This is a genomic window from Novosphingobium sp. KACC 22771, from assembly GCF_028736195.1.
In the GTDB taxonomy this organism is placed as follows: domain Bacteria; phylum Pseudomonadota; class Alphaproteobacteria; order Sphingomonadales; family Sphingomonadaceae; genus Novosphingobium.
The window spans coordinates 1,227,182-1,247,790 of record NZ_CP117882.1; the positions used below are offsets into that span (position 1 = coordinate 1,227,182).

The 20,609-nt window shown below is 62.8% G+C and carries 21 protein-coding genes; 17 read left to right on the top strand and 4 right to left on the bottom strand.

Annotated elements, in window-relative coordinates; translation table 11 throughout:
* The first annotated feature begins 22 nt into the window (after positions 1-22).
* The 11 genes from PQ467_RS22270 to PQ467_RS22320 are packed head-to-tail and all read left to right on the top strand — an operon-like array spanning position 23 to position 9,600.
* On the top strand, positions 23-901 hold the full coding sequence (locus PQ467_RS22270) for a polysaccharide lyase (protein WP_274176663.1): 879 nt from the start codon (positions 23-25) through the stop codon (positions 899-901).
* Between the two features lie 30 nt (positions 902-931).
* Positions 932-2,509, top strand: a complete 1,578-nt coding sequence (locus PQ467_RS22275; RefSeq protein ID WP_274176664.1) for an MBOAT family O-acyltransferase — start codon at positions 932-934, stop codon at positions 2,507-2,509.
* Between the two features lie 18 nt (positions 2,510-2,527).
* Positions 2,528-3,613, top strand: a complete 1,086-nt coding sequence (locus PQ467_RS22280) for an SGNH/GDSL hydrolase family protein (RefSeq protein WP_274176665.1) — start codon at positions 2,528-2,530, stop codon at positions 3,611-3,613.
* Between the two features lie 39 nt (positions 3,614-3,652).
* Entirely contained in the window at positions 3,653-4,702 is a 1,050-nt protein-coding gene (locus PQ467_RS22285; protein ID WP_274176666.1) for an acyltransferase family protein, read from the top strand.
* A 34-nt stretch (positions 4,703-4,736) separates the two neighbouring features.
* Entirely contained in the window at positions 4,737-5,705 is a 969-nt protein-coding gene (locus PQ467_RS22290) for a glycosyltransferase family 2 protein (protein WP_274176667.1), read from the top strand.
* A gap of 3 nt (positions 5,706-5,708) precedes the next feature.
* Positions 5,709-6,230, top strand: coding sequence for a hypothetical protein (locus tag PQ467_RS22295; protein WP_274176668.1), 522 nt, complete (start codon positions 5,709-5,711; stop codon positions 6,228-6,230).
* Positions 6,231-6,247: 17 nt separating this feature from the next.
* Positions 6,248-6,592, top strand: coding sequence for an acyltransferase family protein (locus PQ467_RS22300; protein WP_274176669.1), 345 nt, complete (start codon positions 6,248-6,250; stop codon positions 6,590-6,592).
* Positions 6,583-7,320, top strand: a complete 738-nt coding sequence (locus PQ467_RS22305; RefSeq protein WP_274176670.1) for a hypothetical protein — start codon at positions 6,583-6,585, stop codon at positions 7,318-7,320. The genes PQ467_RS22300 and PQ467_RS22305 overlap by 10 nt, the downstream gene beginning before the upstream one ends.
* Complete coding sequence (locus tag PQ467_RS22310; RefSeq protein ID WP_274176671.1) at positions 7,317-7,922, top strand: CatB-related O-acetyltransferase; 606 nt, start codon at positions 7,317-7,319, stop codon at positions 7,920-7,922. The genes PQ467_RS22305 and PQ467_RS22310 overlap by 4 nt, the downstream gene beginning before the upstream one ends.
* 38 nt (positions 7,923-7,960) lie before the next feature.
* Positions 7,961-9,394 (top strand): sugar transferase, encoded by a 1,434-nt coding sequence (locus PQ467_RS22315; RefSeq protein WP_274176672.1) that lies wholly within the window; start codon positions 7,961-7,963, stop codon positions 9,392-9,394.
* 14 nt (positions 9,395-9,408) lie between these two features.
* A complete protein-coding gene (locus PQ467_RS22320; protein ID WP_274176673.1) occupies positions 9,409-9,600 on the top strand; it encodes a hypothetical protein in 192 nt (63 codons plus the stop codon).
* A gap of 178 nt (positions 9,601-9,778) precedes the next feature.
* Here the strand turns inward: PQ467_RS22320 and PQ467_RS22325 are convergent, their stop codons facing one another.
* On the bottom strand, positions 9,779-10,057 hold the full coding sequence (locus PQ467_RS22325; RefSeq protein ID WP_274176674.1) for a hypothetical protein: 279 nt from the start codon (positions 10,055-10,057) through the stop codon (positions 9,779-9,781).
* Positions 10,058-10,069: 12 nt separating this feature from the next.
* On the opposite strand from PQ467_RS22325, the gene PQ467_RS22330 reads away from it, so the two are divergent.
* The 4 genes from PQ467_RS22330 to PQ467_RS22345 all read left to right on the top strand — a co-directional run bounded on the left by PQ467_RS22330 (position 10,070) and on the right by PQ467_RS22345 (position 15,218).
* Positions 10,070-11,185, top strand: a complete 1,116-nt coding sequence (locus PQ467_RS22330; RefSeq protein ID WP_274176675.1) for a hypothetical protein — start codon at positions 10,070-10,072, stop codon at positions 11,183-11,185.
* Positions 11,185-12,897, top strand: coding sequence for a CAAX prenyl protease-related protein (locus tag PQ467_RS22335; protein ID WP_274176676.1), 1,713 nt, complete (start codon positions 11,185-11,187; stop codon positions 12,895-12,897). The genes PQ467_RS22330 and PQ467_RS22335 overlap by 1 nt, the downstream gene beginning before the upstream one ends.
* A 36-nt stretch (positions 12,898-12,933) precedes the next feature.
* Positions 12,934-13,515, top strand: coding sequence for a hypothetical protein (locus tag PQ467_RS22340; protein WP_274176677.1), 582 nt, complete (start codon positions 12,934-12,936; stop codon positions 13,513-13,515).
* Between the two features lie 95 nt (positions 13,516-13,610).
* Positions 13,611-15,218, top strand: coding sequence for a hypothetical protein (locus PQ467_RS22345; protein ID WP_274176678.1), 1,608 nt, complete (start codon positions 13,611-13,613; stop codon positions 15,216-15,218).
* 39 nt (positions 15,219-15,257) lie between these two features.
* On the opposite strand, the gene PQ467_RS22350 is transcribed toward PQ467_RS22345, so the two are convergent.
* Complete coding sequence (locus PQ467_RS22350) at positions 15,258-15,425, bottom strand: hypothetical protein (RefSeq protein ID WP_274176679.1); 168 nt, start codon at positions 15,423-15,425, stop codon at positions 15,258-15,260.
* Positions 15,426-15,866: 441 nt separating this feature from the next.
* On the opposite strand from PQ467_RS22350, the gene rfbD reads away from it, so the two are divergent.
* The gene (gene rfbD, locus PQ467_RS22355) at positions 15,867-16,751 is read left to right on the top strand and encodes a dTDP-4-dehydrorhamnose reductase (RefSeq protein WP_274176680.1); all 885 of its coding nucleotides are present in this window, start codon (positions 15,867-15,869) and stop codon (positions 16,749-16,751) included.
* Between the two features lie 147 nt (positions 16,752-16,898).
* Complete coding sequence (locus tag PQ467_RS22360) at positions 16,899-17,936, top strand: MBL fold metallo-hydrolase (RefSeq protein ID WP_274176681.1); 1,038 nt, start codon at positions 16,899-16,901, stop codon at positions 17,934-17,936.
* 51 nt (positions 17,937-17,987) lie between these two features.
* On the opposite strand, the gene PQ467_RS22365 is transcribed toward PQ467_RS22360, so the two are convergent.
* Positions 17,988-19,310 carry an MFS transporter gene (locus PQ467_RS22365; RefSeq protein ID WP_274176682.1) on the bottom strand — a complete coding sequence of 441 codons (1,323 nt, stop codon included), beginning with the start codon at positions 19,308-19,310 and terminating at the stop codon, positions 17,988-17,990.
* Positions 19,311-19,321: 11 nt separating this feature from the next.
* Entirely contained in the window at positions 19,322-20,473 is a 1,152-nt protein-coding gene (locus tag PQ467_RS22370; protein WP_274176683.1) for an L-talarate/galactarate dehydratase, read from the bottom strand.
* Between the last annotated feature and the right edge of the window lie 136 nt (positions 20,474-20,609).

Below are 20,609 nucleotides of genomic sequence, written 5' to 3' on the forward strand. Positions count from 1 at the left end.
TTAAACCAAAGGACTTGATTTCATGGCTTCCTCTCGTTTGCGCCGCCTCGCCCCTTGGGCCCTGGCCGGATTGGCTGTGGCGGGCGGCGCTGCGCTGGCGGCGCATCATTTCACGCTGTCCTATGGCCAGCCGGTCGATGTCACCTTTCGCGCGGGCGAACCGGCAGGCACCAGCGAGACCGATCTGATGCTGGGCAAGGCCGATTATGCGCTGCAATATTGCTGTGCGACCTCAACAAGGCTGGTGGCCGACCCTGCGGATGCCCGGCGCATGGTGCGCGAATTCCGCGTCGCGCCAAGCGAACCGCTGGTCAAAGGCAATCACCGCGCTGAACTGCGCCTGCGCCCCAACGCGCTTGGACAGGAGGTGTGGTATCGCGTCTCGGCCTTTATCCCGCAAGACTGGGTATCCTCGCCGCGCCATTCCATCATCTTTCAATGGCACGGATCGCGCGATGTGCTCTTGCTGGAGCCGGGCAAATATCCTCCGCTCGACATAGGCATTGAGGGGGATCACTGGACCATCCACAAAAGCTGGGACGACCGCATCGCCACACCGCCTGGCGGCGCGGTTCAAGGCATCAGCGAAATCGGTCAGGCGCCGCTGACCAAGGGAAGCTGGCAATGCTGGACGATCAGCGCCTTGTGGTCGAGCACCGCGCAGGGCCGCCTGCGCCTGTGGCTGGGCGACAGGATCGTGAGCGATGACAAAGGCCCCAATGCCCATCGCGACTATCTGGGGCCTTATCTGAAGGCCGGAATCTATGAATCAAGCTGGCACTATGACGGCGCCGATCCGAAAGTGTCGGAACGCCACGTCCTGATCGGGCCCATTCAGGTGCGCTACGGCCCAGATCCTTTCGGCATCATCGGCCACCGCGCCGATCCGTCCTGCCGCTGATCCTTCTTTTTTCCGAAAGCCGATTTCCGGATGCTGTTCTTCACTTGGCCCTTCGCGGTCTTCTTTGCGCTGTTCTATCCGGCGTTCCTGATGCTGCGGCGGCGGGTCCGGGCGCGCAATGTGCTGCTGATCGTGGCGGCCTTCATCTTTTACGGCTGGTGGGATGTGCGTTTCACCACGCTGCTGGCCTTTACCGTCGGGCTTGACTACCTGAGCGCGCTGGGCGCCGCGGGGCGGCGGATCACGCGCGGCCAATGGGCAAAAAGCTGCCTGTTTCTGGGCGGGGTCGGGCTGGTGGCGCTGGTGGCCAATCATGGGCATCAATTCGCGCTGATGACCTTGCCAGTGCTGGCGGCCCTGCTGCTCTATACGGGGCTGACCTATGCGCTGAACGCGATCGAGGATGAAGCGGTTCGCCGCCGCCGCTGGCTGCATGCCTGCGTGATCGTCAATCTGGCCGTGCTGTGTTTCTTCAAATACATGAATTTCTTTGGGGAATCGCTCGATCACGCGCTTTCCGCGCTGGGTGTGCATCTGGGCTATGTGTCCCTTGCCATCATCCTGCCGCTGGGCATTTCGTTCCATACGTTCCAGTCGATCGGCCGCACCATCGACGTCTCGCGCGGGCGGTTGGAGCCGTCGGACGACTTCATCGAATTCGCCACGTTCCTCACCTTCTTTCCGCAAATCCTGGCCGGCCCCATCGAGCGGGCCGCCCACATGCTGCCCCAGTTCCGCCATGTGCAGACGGTCAGTTGGGCGCTGGCCCGGCAGGGCATGGTGCTGTTCCTGTGGGGCCTGTTTAAAAAGCAGGTGGTGGCCGACAATCTGGCGGTTCTGGCCAATCCGGTGTTTCATGCGCCCCATGGCCTGTCCTCGGGCGAATTGCTGGTGGGCGTGCTGGCCTTCAGCTTTCAGATCTACGGCGATTTTTCCGGCTACAGCGATATGGCGCGGGGCCTTGCCGCGCTGATGGGCTTTGATCTGCGGATCAACTTTGCCCTGCCCTATTTCTCGCGCACGCCGTCTGAATTCTGGCGCCGATGGCATATCAGCCTGTCACAGTGGCTGCGCGATTATCTCTATATCGCGCTGGGCGGCAATCGGGGCGGGGCATGGAACACCTGCCGCAATCTGATGCTCACCATGGTGCTGGGCGGGCTGTGGCACGGGGCGGCGTGGACCTTCATCGTCTGGGGCTTTCTGCACGGCCTCATTCTGGTGCTCTACCGCGTGGCACGGGTGGACGATTATGTGTTCCGCGCGGACCGCACATGGCTGCGCGGGATTGTGGCATGGGCCGTGCTGATGCCGCTGATCGCGCTGACATGGACCTATTTCCGCGCCAATGGGGTGGAAACCGGCAATACGATCGTGGCGGGCATTCTGGGCCTGCATGGTCTGGCGCAGGGGCCATGGGCCACCTTTGCCTTCTATGCCCTGCCGCTCTTTGCCGTCGAGGCCGCGATGCGTCTGGCCGAGGATCGCGGCTTTGCCTTTGTCCGGCTGCCCTATCTGCTGCGCTATACGGCGGTGGTCGTGCTGGTGCTGGCCAATCTCGTGCTGGTCGCCTCGGCGGGCCAGCAATTCATCTATTTCGACTTTTAACGAACGGGGCGCTTTTTCATGTCATCCACCCTGTTGGGCCGGATTGCCCGGATCGCGGCGCTGGCCTTGTGGACCGCGCTGGTGGCCGAGGTTTTCTTGCGCCTTGTCGCGCCGCAGGCCCTGATGCCCCGCTATGTCACCGGAACGCCCTTTGGCATCCGCGGCAATATTCCCGGCGCCACCTATGCCCATGTCACGCCCGAGGTCGATGTCACCTATCGCATCAACATGCAGGGCATGCGCGATGACCGCGACTATCCGCTGGCCAAGCCGGCGCGCACTTGCCGCATCGCCCTGTTCGGCGACAGCTATACGATTGGCTACGAACTGCCTCTGGCGGCCACTTATGCCAAGCGTCTGGAGGCGCTGCTCTCGCGGCCGGATCACCCGGTCGAGGTGCTGAACTTTGGCGTCTCGGGCTTTGGCACGGCGGAAAACCTGCGCGCCTATGAAAGCGTGGGACGGCAGTTTCACCCCGATCTGGTGCTGATGCAATGGCAGGTCACCGATTATGACGACAACTCGCGCGCCGGGCTGTACCGACTCGATGGCGATCATCTGGTGCCGGGCCGCACCGCCTATCTGCCCGGCGTGGCGGTTCAGGACCGGCTGATGCGCTGGCGTCTCTATCGCCTGCTGGCCGATCACAGCCAGTTCTACAATTTCGCCCGCGAACAGATCGGTTGGCGCGGCAAACAATTGCTGGCCCTCTTCAGCAAAAAGCAGGCCGCGAACGCCGGAGACGGCGGCGAAGTGGAGAACGGCGATTACGCCATCAGCCCGGCCCAGATCCGGCTATCAGGGGCGCTGCTGCTGCACGCCCGCGATGTGGTTCGCGCCGACGGGGCCAATTTTGCCACGTTTGACATTCCCAACCGCGATCTGACCTCGTCCTACGCCCTGTTGCCAGCGTCTGTGCAACAGCAATTGCCGCCCATTTCGCCACTGACCGATTTCCGCGCCGTGGCGGCCGGGGGGCAGCATCTGTTCTATTCAACCGGCGCGCGCCATTTCACCCCCATCGGGGCGGAACTGATGGCCCGCGCCATGGCAAAACGGATCGACCAGGACCGCCTGCTAGCCTCCTGCCGCGCCGCGTCCTGATCCGTTGCGCCCAATCCGACCCTTGTGAAAGCCCAAGCGATGTTCAGCCGCCCTCTGCACGGCCTTCGTGGTCTGGCCTCCTTCATGGTGCTGTGCGCCCATGTCTCCTATGGTTTTTACGACCACTTCTATCATGATGACCCGCTGCTGGCCGCCGTCATGCCGCGTCTGGCCAATCTGGGCACCTATGGCGTCGAACTGTTCTTCGTCATCAGCGGCTATGTCATCACGCAAAGCTGTCTGAAATACAGCCCGCGTGAATTTGCCGGGCGGCGTTTCATGCGGATCTATCCGGTCTTTGCGCTCTTCACGCTGTTCTATTTTTTCGCCAATCGCGCGCTGCATATCGCGCCAGACCGGGGATCGCCCACCGATCTGCTGGCCAATCTGTTCTTCCTCGACATGTTTGCCGGCACCCAGGCGCTCAGTCCCAATGCATGGTCGATCACGCTGGAGGTGTGGTACTATATCTGCTCCTATCTGGTCATCGACGCCTTTATCCGGCGGCGTGATGCCTTTCAGCCGGTACGCGCACTATGCGCTGTAGCGCTCTCGTTGCTGGTGCTGACGGCCTATGACATCACCGCCTATTTTATCGGCGGCGTGGTGCTCTATTTCATGGCGGCCAAAATGGAGCGCCCGCTCGCGCCCCGCCGCAATCTGCCCTTTGTGCTGGCCGTGGCGGCGATTCTGGTCATTGCCACTTTCTTCGATTTCGATCCGCGATCCTATTTCTCGGAAACCGGGATGCAATTGATCGCGCTGATGCTGCTGGCCGCCACGCTGGTGGCGGTTCACGATGTGCTGGACGAACGCAATCCGCTCGCCCGCCTGTTGATCAGCCGTCCTTTCACCTTTCTGGGCACGATCAGCTATTCGCTCTATCTGACCCATCCTTATGTCTACATGGCGCTGCGCATGGCCGGACACAGGCTGCATGTCGAACGCCTGCCATGGGCATTGACCATGCCGGCCTATCTCGTGCTCGCGCTCGGCCTGTCGCTTGCGGCGGGCTGGGTGGTCCATCGGCTGGTGGAAACCGTTCCCTATCGCCTTGCCTATCGCAACCGCATCTATCGCGCCGCTTAACCGGCCGCGCTCTCATCACGAAAGGACGCCCGACGTGGACACCGCACCCGCGCCCGAACTCTCCATCCTGCTGATCAGCTGGAACACAAGGCAGATGACGCTCGACTGCATCGCCTCGGTCTATGAACAGACTCATGATACCAGCTTTGAGATCATCGTCCTCGACAATGCCTCCTCCGACGGTTCGGTCGAGGCGATCCGTGAGCAATTTCCCGATGTCGTGGTGATGGCCGAAACGGTCAATCACGGCTTTTCGGTGGGCACTAACCTTCAAGTGCCGCAAGCCAGGGGCAAGAAGATCCTGCTGCTCAACACCGATACGGTGGTGCTGGACCGGGCGATCGACAACCTTATGGCCTTCAGCCGCCGCGAGCCGCAAGCCAAGATCTGGGGCGGGCGCACGCTGTTTGGCGACCGCTCGCTCAACCCTACCTCGTGCTATGGCCGCCTGACGCCGTGGAACCAACTCAGCCAGGCGCTGGGCCTGACCGCGCTGTTTCCGCGCTCGCCCTTCTTCAACCCCCGCGCCTATCCGGGATGGCTGCGCGACAGCGAGCGGCGGGTCGATATCGTCACGGGTTGTCTGCTGCTGATCGACAAGTCGTTCTGGGAAGAACTGGGCGGCTTTAACGCGGGCTATTTCATGTATGGCGATGACACGGATCTGTGCGCCCGCGCGATCCGTCTGGGGGCCAAGCCGATGATCACGCCTTCGGCCACCATCGTCCATTACGGCGGCGGCAGCACCCGCAGCCACACACGCAAGATCTGTCAGATTTCCGCCGCCCATATCGCCATCATCAAACAGCATTACCCATGGGGCTGGCGCAATTTCGGTGCGGCGACCATCGTGGCCAATGTACTGATCCGGCGCGTGGGCTATGGCCTTGCCGCGCGGCTGCGTCCCTCCCGGTTTGGCGAAGTCGCCGCCAACTGGCGCGCGGCATGGGCCCAGCGCGAGGAATGGCGCCATGGCTATCCCTCCGGCAAGGCGCCCGGGTGATCGATGATGGGCCAGAGCGTGCCGGCCATCGCGTTGAGCGCGGCTTATCTGGTGACTGCGGCGCTGGCAGTGCTCAACAGCGGACGCCGCGGCGGGGGTCTGTGGCGCCGCATTGCGCTGCTGCTGGCCCTGTTGGCGCTCTGGCGGCTGATGGGGACGCAAGGCTGGCTGATGCAGTCCCTGCGCGGATGGAGCCAGAGCAACGCGCTGTATGAAGACCGGCGTTTGGTTCAGGTGCCGATGCTTTATCTGGCGCTGGGGCTGCTCTATCTGGCCGGGCGCCGCGGGGGCCTGTCGCTGCGGCGCCCGCGGGCAACTACGGCATGGGTTGCGGCGATGGGGCTGGTGGCCCTGGCGATCCTGCGCGCGATTTCGCTGCATGGCACCGATGCCCTGCTCTATCAGCCCGTGGGGCCGCTGCACCTGCATCACATCATCGACATCGCGCTTTGCGCGACCATCCTTGCCTGCGCCCTTTTGGCCCGGTTGCGCGCTGCAGACCCCTATCGCCGCAAACCCTCATGATGACCGGAAATTCATCCATGTCCCGAAAGAATGGCTTTGGCGCGTTGCGCCTGATGCTCGCGCTGCTTGTCATCCTCAGCCATGCGCCGGAAATGGCCAATGGCGATCGCCACCGTGAAATCCTGACCCGCCTGTTTGGCACGCTCAGTTTCGGCGATCTGGCCGTCGATGGCTTTTTCATCATCAGCGGCTATCTGATTTCGGCCAGCATGCTCTCGAACAGCAAGGGTTTCCTGCGCCGTCGCGTCATGCGCATCTATCCCGGATTTCTCGTGGCCAGTTTGTTCTGCCTGGTCATCGTGGGGCCGCTCCGCGGCATCAGTCTGACTAGCCTGCCCCGCGCGAATGGGGCATGGCTCTAGTACACATGGTTTTACTAAGCGGCCCGCAATGGGGGGATGCATTCACCGGATCGCCTTATAACGCGCTAAACGGAGCGATGTGGACCATCCGCTTTGAATTCCGATGCTACCTGCTGACCTACCTTTTGGGGATGATCGGTATTCTTAAGCGACCACGCCTGATGCTGTGGCTCACTGGGATTTTGGCGATTACCCACATATGGGCACAGCTACATCCTCTGCCCGCTATGCCCAAACTGCTAATCGCGCTGCTGGGTAAGCCGGACGATCTGATCCGGCTCACGCTGGCGTATATGGCAGGTAGCTGCTTTCGCCTTCTATCGCCTGTTTTCAACCGCCGCGTAGCCCTGGTCGCAGCGCTGCTGCTGGTCCCGGCGATGTTTTCCCATGCGTTGGCCGAAACCGCACTGGTGCTGCTGGGTGGTTATGGGCTGCTGTATTTGGCCCTTTGCATAAAGGACCCGCTTTTCCTGCGCATCAATGCCAGGGATGACATTTCATACGGCGTCTATCTGTATGCCTGGCCCATCGGCAAGCTGCTGTTTTGGTACGCGCCGGGCATGAATGTCTGGTTGAACGCAGCCCTCACTGCCTGCCTTGCTCTCGCGGCGGGCTGGATCAGTTGGAAGCTGGTTGAGCAGCCCGCCATGCGCCTTGGCGGCAAGCGGTCCGCCACACCTGAATCCAAAGCGCCCTCTCAAAACTCCGTTCTCAGGACCCTGCCTTGATCAAAGACCTGATCTTTCGCGCCAAATTCTTTCTGCGGCGCAAGCAACAACCCTTCGACCTATGGGTGCGCGGTGAATTTCGCCGGAAATACAATATTGATGTCGGCCTTTATTCCTATGGTTGTTTTGACCGCTGGCGCATTCCCGGCCCGCTGCGGATCGGGCGCTATTGCTCGTTTTCGAAAACCTGCCGCGTGGTCGATGCCAATCATGATCTGCATGCCCTGACCACCCACCCGCTGGTCTATGAAGCGCGCTTTGGCGTGGTCGAGCGCGACACGATCCATGCCGAAACGCTGGTGATCGAGGATGATGTGTGGATCGGCCATCACGCAATCATCCTGCCGGGGTGCAAATTCATCGGGCGCGGCGCGGTCATCGGCGCGGGATCGATCGTGACGCGCGATGTGCCCGCCTACAGCGTCGTGGCGGGTGTACCCGCACGCGTGATGCGGATGCGCTTTGAACCCGAAACCATCGCGGCCATCGAGGCATCGCGCTGGTGGGACATGGATCTGGATGCGCTGGGCCGGGCGTGGCGCCGCGACCCCAGCGTCATATTGCACCCCAATCCCGCCAATCTGGCCCATTTGCAACCCTGAGCATGCCCATTTCAACCGAACCACAGGAGAGCGGTCCTATGCGCCCCACCTCATTCGGCTTGCGCAATGATGCCCCCACGGGCCGGCCAATCGCGCCGGCAACGCCCCGCCTCAGCCCTGCCCCGGCGATACCGCCCAAATTGCCCCCGATGCGGCAAAGGCGGCTGCAATCCTATCTTGCGCTGGTGCTGGCCGATGGGCTGGCCATTGGTCTGGGGCTTGCCGCAGCGGCGCGCCTCACCGCGCCCTCGCCCTTTCATCTCGACCTGCTTTTGCCGATCTACTGGACGATTGCACTGATCCTGCCCGCCTATTCGCTGGCCACGCTGACCGACCGTCTGTTGGCGCCCAGCAAGGCGATTGCGGCCCTCCTGCTCGCCCATATCGTGCTGATCACGGCGCATTGGGCAACGCTGCTGTCGCATGAAGCGGGGCGCGGGACGGGCGGCGTGGGAGCCGTCGGCGCGGCCATGGGGATCACGATCCTCTTGATGATCGCGCTGCGCCTGATGCTGCGCCCGATGGTTCGCCGCCGTTGCGGCGCGCATGCGCAAAACCTGTTGATGATCGATGATGACGGCGAATTGCCCGCCATCGCGCATGGCGTTCGCGTTCATGCCCGCACGCATGGCCTGCGTCCCGACCTGAGCGATCCGCATATGCTCGACCGGCTCGGCCGCTATATGGACGGGATGGACCGCGTGCTCGTCGCCTGCCCCGCGCATCGGCGCGAGGCATGGTCGCTGGTGTTCAAAAGCGCCAATGTTTCGGGCGAGATCCTTGATGCCGAGGTCCATATGCTCGACGTGCTGGGTTCGCGTCGGGGGGATGATTACGGCGCTCTGGTCGTGTCGGTCCAGCCCCTGTCGATGAGCCAGCGCGCCACCAAGCGCGCCTTTGACGTGGCGGTGGCGGGCGGAGCCATTCTGGCGCTGGCGCCTTTGCTGGCGGTGGTCGCCTTGCTGATCCGGCTGGGCGATGGCGGGCCGGTCCTGTTCGTCCAGAACCGGACCGGGCGCAACAACCGCTTCTTTCCGATCTACAAGTTCCGCTCGATGCGGGTGGAGCGCGCCGATGCCGTGGGCGCCCGCTCGGCCAGCCGCGACGATGACCGCATCACCCCCATCGGCCGCCTGATCCGGCGCACCAGCATTGATGAATTGCCCCAGCTCTTCAACGTCCTGCGCGGGCATATGAGCATCGTGGGGCCGCGCCCGCATGCCATCGGCTCGCTGGCGGGCGAGCAATTGTTTTGGGATGTCGACCGCCGTTACTGGCTGCGCCATGCGGTCAAGCCGGGACTGACCGGTCTGGCCCAGATGCGCGGGCTGCGCGGCGCAACGCAAACCGAAAGCGATTTGACGCGGCGTTTGAAGGCCGATCTGGAATATCTGGATGGCTGGACGATCTGGCGCGATATCGCGATCATCGTCGGAACTCTGCGCGTGCTGATCCACGCACGGGCGTTTTGAGGCAGGAGCACGCCATGACCTTTCGCACCACCCTGTTTGCGCTGGTTGTCGCGGCCTCCTTTGCCGCGCCGCCGCTGACGCTGGCCCAACCGGCGCCATCATCGAGCGTCACGGCCGACCTGCATACGCTGGCGGCCGACCCCATTCCCCCGCTCAAGACGAGAATCATGGGCTATACTGTCACCGCTTTTCCCAAAAGCCGCTGATGCCGACGAATTGTGTTGCGGCGCAAAATATCATTTCCTTAATTCTTTTAAGACGTTGTTTGCCCGATACTTACATCGCTTCGCACTCACCGCGTAATCCTAATGGCTACGTACTAAACCGGATGTGCGATAGCCCTGAACCCACATTGTCCATTACCTTGCCGCCTGCATGCCAAAATCATCGCAGCGCCTTAACCGGCCATGTCGATGAAGCTCGACGATTTTGAGCCAGGCGAATGGAGATGTCTTGTTCAATTTGCGTAAGCTTGCGGCGGTACTCGCCTTTTTTCTGTCCATTGGCGGCCATGGCGAAGCAGGCGCCCAAGGCAATGCTGTATCCAATAGCATAAGCGGCGATGCGGCCGCCAATAGCGCCCGAAAGGGCGCTGTCATCGCCACAGTCAACGGCATCCGTATCTTTGACGAGGATCTGGCGCGCCGGATTCAGGAAGAGCATGGGCCCACCGCCGTGTCGCAGGATGTCCGCCTGCAGACGCTCAAGACCATGATGGCCGAGGTTGCCGTCGATGCCGCCTTTGGCAAGGCGATCAAGAACGATCCGCAATTGCAGGCCGCATTGGAATCCCAACGGCGCAAATTCGTGCTGGCCGCCTATGACAGCAGCCGTTTGCAGGGCATCGAGGTTTCCCCGCGCGAGGTGGACGATTTCATCGCCGCGCATCCCGACTATTTTGGCGGGCGCCGCACCTATCACTATTCACGCGCCGACCTGATCGCCCTGACCCCCAACGCCCAGGCGGAGTTGAACAGCCGCCTGCCCGAATGGCGCAAGGGGGCCGCGATGAACCCGGATGAATTTCAGCTCAATCTGGTCTGGGCGCAGAACCCGGCGTTTCGCATCAGCATGTCGCGCAATTGGGACGGCAGCGAGCAAATCCCGGTTGAGGATCTGGCCGTGCTCAAACAGCTTGACGGCGCGCCGGGCAAGGTAAGCGTTCAATGCAAGGGCGACAGGTGCCACCTGCTGGCGCTGCACGGTTCCTATTCCGACCCTGTTGATCCGGTGCTGGTGCGCGATGCGCTGGCGGCCCAGCTGCGTCAGGTCAAATCGGCGCAGGTAATTGATCGGGCCAATACCGAACTTCTCGCGCGGGCCGATGTCAAGGTGGACGATGCCGCCATGGCCGCGGCAATGGCGCGCGCGTCGTCCTCGCTGACCCGCGACGAAAATGCATCGCGGCGGCGGGTGGTCTGGACGGTCCAGATTCTGGCCCTGCTCGCCTCTTTTGCCTGCGCGGTGCTTATCCTTACCAAAAAGAGCGATAAATACCGCTCGTCCTCCTATCTCGTGCTGATCAGCTACGAACGCTATGTCCGCATCACCTGCGCGCTGCTGCTGCCTTTGGGGATCGCCTTTTTGGGGTTGGTGGTGTTGGGAGCCAACCCCATCGTCAGGCCGGCGATTGACACGCCCGTCATTGCCGGCCTGACACTTTGCGCGGTTACTCTGGCGGTGCTGGCGTGGCGCCATTCCGGGGGCCTGCGCTATGTCTTGCGCCGCCGCCGCTATGGCTTGATCCTCCTGCTGGCCGCGCAGGGCGCCTTGCTGGCGAGCCTGTTCTGATGGGTTCGCCCTCCCTTGAGCGCCGATCCGACCCTGTGCTGCCTTCGGTGTGGAGTTGGGCCGCCTGTGGCCCACGCGCGCTGACCGCGCTGGCCCAGATCGCGCTGCTGGGGCTGGTCGTGCTGGCCTCGGATACCAAATATGCCAACCCGGATCTGTCCGGCGGACGGCTGCAGCAGGCGCTGACATGGTTGCCCTCGCTGATTCAGGGGCTGGTGCTGGGCGGCGCGGCGGGGCTGGCCTATGCCGTCACCAACGATGGCCGATTGATCGAGCGCATCATCAAGGCCCCGGTGCCGCCGCTGATGGCGCTGCTGCATGGTGTGATCGGACTGGTCCTTGTCGCCGGTTCGATCATGACGCCGCCATTGATGGCGCTCGATATGTCGGGGCCGAATGCGGCGCTGCTGTTCTATATGTTCGCCCCGGTGCTGTGGCCGGCCTATCTGGTGTCAGGCTGGATAGTGGCGGTCCCGGCCCAAGCGCTGAAAAACAGACAGCAGTTGGGCGATCTCGTCGCGCTTTGCGGCACGATCACGCTGGCAATGTTCGCGTGGCATTATGTCGAACGCACCCAAAGCGCCAATTCCTATGCGATCACCGATGCCTGCGTAACGATTGCCTCATGGTTCAGCCTGCTGGTCGGCAATCCCATCCACCCGATCGGGATCAATGAACGGGGCTGGCCGCTTTATCAGACCGGCGAAATTACCGTCTCGATCGCCCCGGTCTGCGCGGGGATCGAGGGCTTGTTGCTCACCACTGCGCTGTTGCTGACGCTGGTCGCGCTGGAAAGGCACAGGCTTTATCTTGGCCGCGCGCTGGCGCTGGTGGCGGCGGCGGCGGGGCTGACCTTTGTCATCAATGCGCTGCGTCTGGCGCTGTTGTTCTACATTGGCGATCACTGGTCGCCAGAGATCGCGGTAACGGGCTTTCACAGCAATTTCGGCGTGGTGACCCTGGTGGTGGTTTGCGCCATGTTCACCCTTGCCATTCGCCGCTTTGCCGGGCGCGCACCGGCGCATGGCGCGACGCCCGATGCCGCGCCTCGCCCTGCGCCGGAGGCATCGGCCCATCCCCGCATCGCGCATCACAACGTCCGGTTGATCATCCCCCAGATGGCAATGCTCGCCTGTCTGCTGGTGCTCGGGCTGGCGGCGGGCGAATTTGACTGGCCCTATCCGGTCGGGGTGATGGTGGTGGGCGCGGTATTATGGCGGATGAAGGATTTGCGCCCGCCCGCCACGTGGCAGGTAACGGCTTTGCCGATACTGGCCGGGATGGGCGCCTTTGGCCTCTGGCTGATGCTGGTGCCTGCCGATCCTCTGGCCTCGGCCCGGTTTGAATCCGCGCTGTTTGGCGCGCCCCTTATCGCAAGTTGTCTCTGGCTGGTGTTTCGCCTGGCCGGATCGGTGCTGCTGGCGCCGCTGGTGGAAGAAATGGCCTTTCGAGGCTTTTTGCTCCCCTGGCTGGCCGACCGCGCACAGATCACCCTTCCCCGCCCGATCGCCCGCGCCAGCGCCCTGCTGGTAACGTCGATCGTCTTTGGCCTGGTGCATGCAGACGTTCTGGCGGGGATTGCAGCAGGCCTGGTCTATGGCGCAATCCAAATGCGTCGTGGCCAATACGCCGACGCAATACTGGCGCATTGCGTGACCAATGCATGCCTGTGCCTGTATGCCCTGTCCACCGGCCAATGGAGTTACCTGTAATTCTTTGGCCAATCACCCAACCAACGGGAGATTTTCATGAAAAATGGAATCTTTGCAAGGCTGGCCGCGCTGCTTTTTCTGGCGCTCGCCGTTGCCTTTCCGTCGTTGGCGTCGGCAGCAACAACACCGCTGTTTGACTTCACCGACTATACGTACACGCGCAACACCTACAACAACAAGACCGCGCCTGTGTCTTCGACCGACTCGCTGCTTTCGGTGGCGGCCACGAAGACCAATGCCAGCAGAAGTTCGATTGCCGGCATCAGCTATACCTCGATGGCCAAGGGTTTGTTCAACTTCGATTATTCGGTGGTGACCAACTCGAGCTCGGCGGTCAATTACACGCTGCATTTTGTGGTCAACGGCGTCTCGACGGCCCTCACCGGCTCGTCGGGCACCTATGCCTACAATCTGGAAAACGGGGACACCTTCGGCTGGCTGCTGACCTATACCAAGGGCACCACCAACTCGACGGCCACCCTGAATATCACCAACTTCACTAAGGCTGTGGCCGCGCCGGAAATCGATGGCGCCAAACTGCCGCTGGCGCTGTTGCTGATGGTCCTGCTGTTTATCGCAGGCCGTTATCGCATGAAGGCAAAAGATCTGGTCGCCTGATAAAGTGACCTTTTCCTTGCACCACATGCCAATCTGAAAAGGGCATCGCTTGGGTTCATTCCCTTGCGGTGCCTTTTTTCTCATGGGGACTTTCCATGAACCGAACCCGCCTTGCCTGCCTCTTGACCCTTGCGGCCAGTGTGTCCTGCACTGTACCGGCCTCATCGCCCGCCGCGCCGCGCGGATGGCGGCCGGAAACGCCGCGTCTGGGCATCAATCTCTCGATGGTGGGAAGCCCCTTTCCCGAAATTCCCTTTGTGGATGTGTTCAAACAGTTCGACCCATGGATCATCCGGGGCACCGCCCTTTACGGCAAGACAACATTGGTCAATGGCTGGATCACCGAATTGGCCGAGGGGCAATTTGCGCAGGCCTGCACCTTTCAGCGTTTCAATCAGGGCCATTATCCGGCGGGCCGCTACACCGTACTGTATGACGGCCGGGGCGAACTGACCGCGCGCGGCAGCCTCAAAATTGTCGAGGACCGCCCCGGACGACTGCTGATTGACGTCACGCCCAGTGCTGATCCGAAAAAGAGCGGCATCTGTCTGATCGAGAATGCAACGGCGCCGGATGACCCCATCCGCAATATCCGCGTCATCCTGCCCGGCTATGAACAGACCTATCAGCGCGATCCCTTTTATCCGCCATTTTTGCGCGCGCTCAAACCGTTTGGCACCATCCGCTTCTTGCCATGGACCGGGATTGCCCGATCCGATGTGGTGGAATGGTCAGAGCGCCGCCCGGCAAATTACGCCACCCAGGCGCTCAGCTTCTCGCCCAGCACCGAGCCAGTGACGCGGACCGGCGTGGCGCTGGAGTTTCAGATCGCGCTGGCCAACCGGCTGGGTGCCGATCCATGGCTGAACGTGCCGGTTCGCGCATCGGACGATTACATCCGCCAGATGGCAATCTATGTGCACAGCCATCTGCGGCCCGACCTGCATCCCTATATCGAATTTTCCAATGAGATCTGGAACGGCCGCTTTGCCTCCGACTATAACTATGCCCGCGAGATGGGCACGCTGATGGAGCTGGATTCCTCGCATAATCATGCCAATGCCGGGCTTTATTGGTACGCCTTGCGCGCCACACAGATGTTCGACATCTGGAACGCGGTCTATGGCCGCGATGCGGGCAAGATCGCGCATGTCATCGCCGGACAGCAGAATTGGCCGCGCGAGGCCGAAATCATCCTTTCCTATCGCGACACCTATCGCAAGGCCGATGTGCTGGCGGTGGGCGGCTATGTCTCGCCCTATCGCTATCGCGATATGTCCCATCCCGAAACGGCAAGCCAGATCGCCCAGCGGACACCGGCCGAGGTGATGGACAGCCTCAATCAGGCGATCACCGCATCAGCGGCATCCATCGCGCTCCATCGCAGCATTGCCCGGCGCTATGGGCTGGGGATGGTGGTTTATGAAGGGGGCACCGATTTTGAAACGGGCATGGTTCCTCCCCCTTTCCGGGCCAAGATCGATGCCCTGTTTGCCAAGGTTCAGGAAGATCCCAGGATCGGCGAGGCCTATCGCCGCCTGCTCGACATACAATTTGCACAAGGGACGACCCTGTTCAACCATTTCTGCGACGTGATGCCGCCTGCGGCCGGTGGCCACGGCATGCTGAACTGGCAGGATCAGCCGCTGGCCACCTCGGCCAAATATCAGGTGCTCAGCCGCTATTTCGCGCGCAAGCGCTGATGACAGGGCGCCCCGTGCGGCAGCGGGGCGCCTACACCCTCAATTGCGCCCTTCCGCCTCCCAGGCGCTGCCCAGACCCAGTCTGGCATAATCGGGCTGGGCCACCGCCGGGCCGCGAAAGCGCGGGGCCGGACGCTCAACACCGCGCGGCGCGACACGGGCCGGATTGCCGCCAGCCGGAGTGTGGGGCTTGGAGTGATCGTCCATGACAAAACCTTTCCTTGAAACGGTCCGCCACCCTTCGGGCGCTACCGGCATGAGCGGAAAGTTTAGGAGCCTGAATAATCGAGACAATCAGGCCCGATGACAGGAAAGTAATACCTATTGGCTAGGCGGGAGGCTGATGAACGTATAGAACTGACCGGCGATATCTATCATCACGCCTGCGACCTCTTTGCCGCCCGATGGATTTTGATCCCCTTTCTCCCAATATCATAACCTGTTTAGGCGACTAGCTATGACGACCTCCCGCATGAGAGGGGTGAGGAACGCCATGTTCCTTCCATGGGGACCGCCCCCTTGGCTTTGCCCGAACCGCCCCACTTGTTCAGCTTAAAGGATTGATCACATGCCCATACTTATCTCCGGCGGCCCGCCTATGATTACGGCCGGGGTCGCTGGGCCATCCACTGTGCAGGAGAAAGCCGCATGAGGATCGCGGTAACGGGCCGAAACGGTCAGGTCGTGACCTCGCTGATTGAGCGGGCGGGCGTGGGTGTCGAAGTCATTGCGCTGGGGCGGCCGGAGATGGATCTGGGCGATCTGGCTACGATTGCCCCGGCGATTGCCGCGGCGCGGCCCGATGTGGTGGTTTCGGCTGCGGCCTATACCGCCGTCGACCGGGCCGAGAGCGAGGAGGAGGCCGCCTTTGCCGTCAATGCCGCCGGGGCAGGCGCCGTGGCGGCGGCCGCGCAGGCGCTGGGCGTGCCGGTGATCCATATTTCCACCGATTATGTGTTCGACGGCACCAAGCCTGATCCCTATGTGGAGAGCGATCCCGTCGCCCCGCTCGGCGTCTATGGCCGGTCCAAACTGGCGGGCGAACAATTGGTGCTCGCGACCGCCCCCGATGCGGTGATCCTGCGCACGGCGTGGGTTTACAGCCCGTTTGGCGTCAATTTCGTCAAAACCATGTTGCGTCTGGCGGAAACGCGCGAGGAACTGGGCGTGGTGGCCGACCAGATCGGCAATCCCACCAGCGCGCTCGACATTGCCGATGCGGTGCTGGCGATCGCCTTTCGCCTTTACAGCGCGCCCGACACCGCGCCGCGCGGCATTTTCCACATGACCGGCACCGGCGAGGGCAGTTGGGCCGATCTGGCCGAAGCGGTTTTTGCCGCCAGCGCCGCGCTGGGCGGCCCGGCTACGCAGGTGCGAAAGATCACCACCGCCGATTATCCCACCCCCGCCGCCCGCCCCGCCAACTCGCGGCTCTGCTGCGATCGGCTTTACGAGGCCTATGGCCTGCGACTGCCCGCATGGCGCGATGCGGTCAAAGCCACTGCGGCGCGTCTGGTCGCGCCTGTCCTATAGGAAGGATCCTTCACACCGCCGCCTCTCCATACCGAAAGCACATCGCATCATGCGGGCAAAACATTGGTTGCCGCCTTGCCCGCGCGATAGGCCTTGTATCCATTCCACGTCCCATGCCGCACCGCCGGCCAACGAAAGGACCACCCTATGGAGAGGCCCCTCTACCGTTCCATCGCCATGATCGCCACGCTCTGCGCAGGCGGCGCGGCGGTGGCGCAAATGCCTTCGCCCCCTCCCGCCGGCCCTGCCGCCTATCCGGCGCAGGCCGTCTATCCCAAGGAAAACCGCGAGGCGGTGGGCCGCGAACTGGCCGCCGCGCGCAAGATCGCGGGCGCGGATCTGGAGGCCGAGTTCAACTGGCGCTGTTTGATCAGCCCGCTTGATCGCAATCTGGTGATGGGGGTCCAGCATGACGGGCTGGTTCCGGCCACGCGGGTCTTCGACAATCTCTATTCCATCGGCCAGAATTCCGTCTCGGCATGGGCGATCGACACGCCGCAGGGCATCATCGTCATCGACGCATTGAACAGCCCGGATGAGGCACGCGACATCCTTGTGCCCAATATGCAGAAGCTGGGACTTGACCCCAAGCGCATCAAATATGTCATCGTCACGCATGGGCATGGCGATCATTGGGGCGGGGCCAAATTCCTGCAGGATACGTATGGCGCGCGCATTGTCGCCTCGGCCACCGATTGGGCGATGATGGAAAGCCCTTCACGCGGGGGCGGGCCTTTCGCCTCATTGGTGCCGCCGCGCCATGACATCGAGGCCAGGGATGGCGACAGCGTGACTTTGGGCGATTATGCGGTGAAAACCTATATCACGCCGGGCCATACGCCGGGCACGCTCTCGCTGGTCTTTCCGGTGTTTGACCAAGGGGTGCGTCACAACGCGGGCCTGATGGGCGGGACGGGTGGAGGCAGCACCGCTCCTGCCGCGCGCCAGCAGATCGCCTCGCTGGCCCGTTGGCAGGGGATCACCAAGGCGGCGGGCGTCGATGTGCTGGTGACCAACCATCCGGTGCATATGGCCGCGACCGAGAAGGAGGCGCTGATCCGCTATGGCGCGACCGGCGGGGCCAATCCCTTCATCTATGGTGTGGACAAATATCAGCGCTATATGGGCGTGATGAGCGCCTGCAGCCGGGTGCAACTGGCCCGAATGGGCGAAGCGGCCGAATAATCCGCGCAAGAGAAAACCCCCGCTCCCGAAACGCAGGGAGCGGGGGTTTCTTTATGCCTGCGCGCCGATCCGCTCGATCTTGCCGACAAGGAACAGGTAGGACAGGGCCGCCGCCAGAGCGCTGCCCGCCACCAGCATCAGCACGAGATCGAAAGAGCCGGTTTCCTTCAGGATCCAGCCAATCAGGATCGGCGTGGTAATCGAGGAAATATTGCCGAACATATTGAAAATGCCGCCCGAGAGCCCGGCACTGTCGCGCGGCGCCACATCGGCCACCACCGCCCAGCCCAGCGCGCCCACGCCCTTTCCGAAAAAGGCGAGGCTCATGAACAGCAGCACCAGCGTATTGGAATGGACGAAATTGCAGCCAAGGATGGTGAGCGCTCCCAGCATCCCCGCCACCACCGGCGCCTTGCGCGCCCAGGTCAGCGACACGCCGCGCCGCAGCAGCCAGTCCGACCAGATCCCGCCCAACACCCCGCCGATGAAGCCGCAGACCGCCGGCATCGTGGCGAACAGCCCGGCCTTCATCACCGAAAGCCCGCGCGCCTGAACCAGATAGACCGGGAACCAGGTGATGAAGAAATAGGTCAGCGTGTTGATGAAGAACTGGCCGGAATAAAGGCCCCACAGCGTCGGCGTGGTCAGCAAAACGCGCATCTTGCGCCGGTTTTCCGCCTTGGCCGCGTCGGGGTCGACCAAAGGCTGCGCCACCGGATCGACCAGCGCCCCGCCCTCGACCAGCAGGCCCAGTTCGCCCGCCCCAAGGCGCGGATGATCGCGCGGATCGCGCACAACCCGGCCCCAGAACAGCGAGACGACCAGCCCCAGCGCCCCCATCGTGACAAACACCCATGGCCAGCCGAAATCGGCCACGATCCACCCCATCAACGGGGCAAACAGCACAGTGGCGAAATATTGCGCCGCATTGAACACCGCCGAGGCCGTGCCCCGCTCGCGCGCGGGAAACCAACTGGCCACCACGCGGGCATTGGCGGGGAAACTGGGCGCTTCGGCCAGACCGACCAGAAAGCGCAGGGCAAAGAGCGCCGTCACGGCGGCGGCTCCGCTCAGCCACACCACCGCGCCATGGGCCACCGTGATGATCGACCAGGCCACGATCACCCACAGATAGACTCGCGGCGCCCCGAACCGGTCGAGCAGCCAGCCCCCCGGCACCTGCGCGATGACATAGGACCAGCCGAAAGCGGAAAAAACGATGCCCAGTTGCAGCGGGTCGATGCCCAGATCCTTCGACAGCGAGGGCGCGGCCAGCGAGAGCGCAGAGCGCACCGCATAATTGATGATGGTGACGCCGAACAGCATCGCCAGCACGCCCCAGCGCAGGCGGCCGACGCGGGTGATTGCCTCCATGACCTTGCTCCTCAATCCTGCGCGTGGTCGGTGCAGCCTTGGGCGTCGATGCGGCAACTGGCCTCGGTCCACGCCCGCGCCTGATCCGAGAGAGTAACGCCAAGACCGGGGCGGGTGGAAAGCATCATCCGTCCGCCCTCAAGGATCTGGCGCTCGTTGAACAGCGGGTCGAGCCAGTCGAAATGTTCAACCCATGTGCCCAGCGGATAGGCAGCCGAGACATGGACATGGATTTCCATCGCGAAATGGGGGGCCATCATCAGGCCCGCCTGCTCGGCGCGCGCGGTCACGCGCTGAAACTGGGTGATGCCGCCCACGCGCGCGGCATCGGGCTGGATGAAATCGACCGCGCGCGCGTCGATCATCACGAAATGCTCGGCGGCGCTCACCAGCATCTCGCCCGAGGCGATGGGCGTGTCGATCGCGGCGGCAAGGGCCGCGTGGCCCTCGATATCATAGGCGTCGAGCGGCTCTTCGATCCAGACGAGACCATATTGCTCCATCGCGCGGCACATGCGCAGGGCCGTGGGGCGGTCCCATTGCTGATTGGCATCGACCATCAGCGCCACGCGCCCGTCGATCTGCTTGGCCACCGCCTCAAGGCGGGTCAGGTCAACCTTGGGATCGGGATGGCCGACCTTGATCTTGATCCCGCCGATGCCGCCGGCGATCGAGGCCTCCACATTGTCCAGCACCTCGGGCAGGGGTGAGGAAAGGAAACCGCCCGAGGTGTTGTAGCTGAGCACGCCATCGCGCCATGCCCCAAGCAGCCGCCCCAGAGGCAGGCCCGCCCGCTTGGCCTTCAGATCCCACAGGGCAATGTCGATGGCCGCGATCGCCTGTGTTGAAAGGCCCGAACGGCCGACCGATGCCCCGGCCCAGACCAGCTTGTTCCACAGGCGGCCGATATCGGCAGGGTTTTCCCCGATCAAGGCGTCGGCCACTTCGCGCGCATGGGCATACATGCCCGGCCCGCCCGCACGCTTGGAATAGGAAAAGCCCAGGCCGCTGTGCCCGTCCCTCGTCTCGATTTCGGCAAAGAGCATGGCCACGCGGGTCAACGGTTTCTGGCGGCCGGTAAACACCTTGGCATCGGAAATCGGCGTCGCGAGAGGCACCCAGGCGAGGCTGAGCTTGATGGCGCAAATCGTATCGGTGGGCATGACAGTCCTCTCGCGGATTTATCTCTTGGGCGCCATGATCGCGGGGGATCGATGCGCGATCAACCGCCAAGGCGGCATCGGTCGATAGGAAATTCGCATTGGTCTTGGACGCGTCATGGGGCCATGCGGGTAAAAA

Bases quoted from the DNA above. Each gene is read 5' to 3' on its own strand.
- PQ467_RS22270 (WP_274176663.1), top strand. From the start codon at position 23: ATGGCTTCCTCTCGTTTGCGCCGCCTCGCCCCTTGGGCCCTGGCCGGA.
- PQ467_RS22275 (WP_274176664.1), top strand. From the start codon at position 932: ATGCTGTTCTTCACTTGGCCCTTCGCGGTCTTCTTTGCGCTGTTCTAT.
- PQ467_RS22280 (WP_274176665.1), top strand. From the start codon at position 2,528: ATGTCATCCACCCTGTTGGGCCGGATTGCCCGGATCGCGGCGCTGGCC.
- PQ467_RS22285 (WP_274176666.1), top strand. From the start codon at position 3,653: ATGTTCAGCCGCCCTCTGCACGGCCTTCGTGGTCTGGCCTCCTTCATG.
- PQ467_RS22295 (WP_274176668.1), top strand. From the start codon at position 5,709: ATGATGGGCCAGAGCGTGCCGGCCATCGCGTTGAGCGCGGCTTATCTG.
- PQ467_RS22300 (WP_274176669.1), top strand. From the start codon at position 6,248: ATGTCCCGAAAGAATGGCTTTGGCGCGTTGCGCCTGATGCTCGCGCTG.
- PQ467_RS22305 (WP_274176670.1), top strand. From the start codon at position 6,583: ATGGCTCTAGTACACATGGTTTTACTAAGCGGCCCGCAATGGGGGGAT.
- PQ467_RS22315 (WP_274176672.1), top strand. From the start codon at position 7,961: ATGCGCCCCACCTCATTCGGCTTGCGCAATGATGCCCCCACGGGCCGG.
- PQ467_RS22320 (WP_274176673.1), top strand. From the start codon at position 9,409: ATGACCTTTCGCACCACCCTGTTTGCGCTGGTTGTCGCGGCCTCCTTT.
- PQ467_RS22325 (WP_274176674.1), bottom strand. From the start codon at position 10,057: ATGCTCTTCCTGAATCCGGCGCGCCAGATCCTCGTCAAAGATACGGAT.
- PQ467_RS22335 (WP_274176676.1), top strand. From the start codon at position 11,185: ATGGGTTCGCCCTCCCTTGAGCGCCGATCCGACCCTGTGCTGCCTTCG.
- PQ467_RS22340 (WP_274176677.1), top strand. From the start codon at position 12,934: ATGAAAAATGGAATCTTTGCAAGGCTGGCCGCGCTGCTTTTTCTGGCG.
- PQ467_RS22345 (WP_274176678.1), top strand. From the start codon at position 13,611: ATGAACCGAACCCGCCTTGCCTGCCTCTTGACCCTTGCGGCCAGTGTG.
- PQ467_RS22350 (WP_274176679.1), bottom strand. From the start codon at position 15,425: ATGGACGATCACTCCAAGCCCCACACTCCGGCTGGCGGCAATCCGGCC.
- rfbD (WP_274176680.1), top strand. From the start codon at position 15,867: ATGAGGATCGCGGTAACGGGCCGAAACGGTCAGGTCGTGACCTCGCTG.
- PQ467_RS22360 (WP_274176681.1), top strand. From the start codon at position 16,899: ATGGAGAGGCCCCTCTACCGTTCCATCGCCATGATCGCCACGCTCTGC.
- PQ467_RS22365 (WP_274176682.1), bottom strand. From the start codon at position 19,310: ATGGAGGCAATCACCCGCGTCGGCCGCCTGCGCTGGGGCGTGCTGGCG.
- PQ467_RS22370 (WP_274176683.1), bottom strand. From the start codon at position 20,473: ATGCCCACCGATACGATTTGCGCCATCAAGCTCAGCCTCGCCTGGGTG.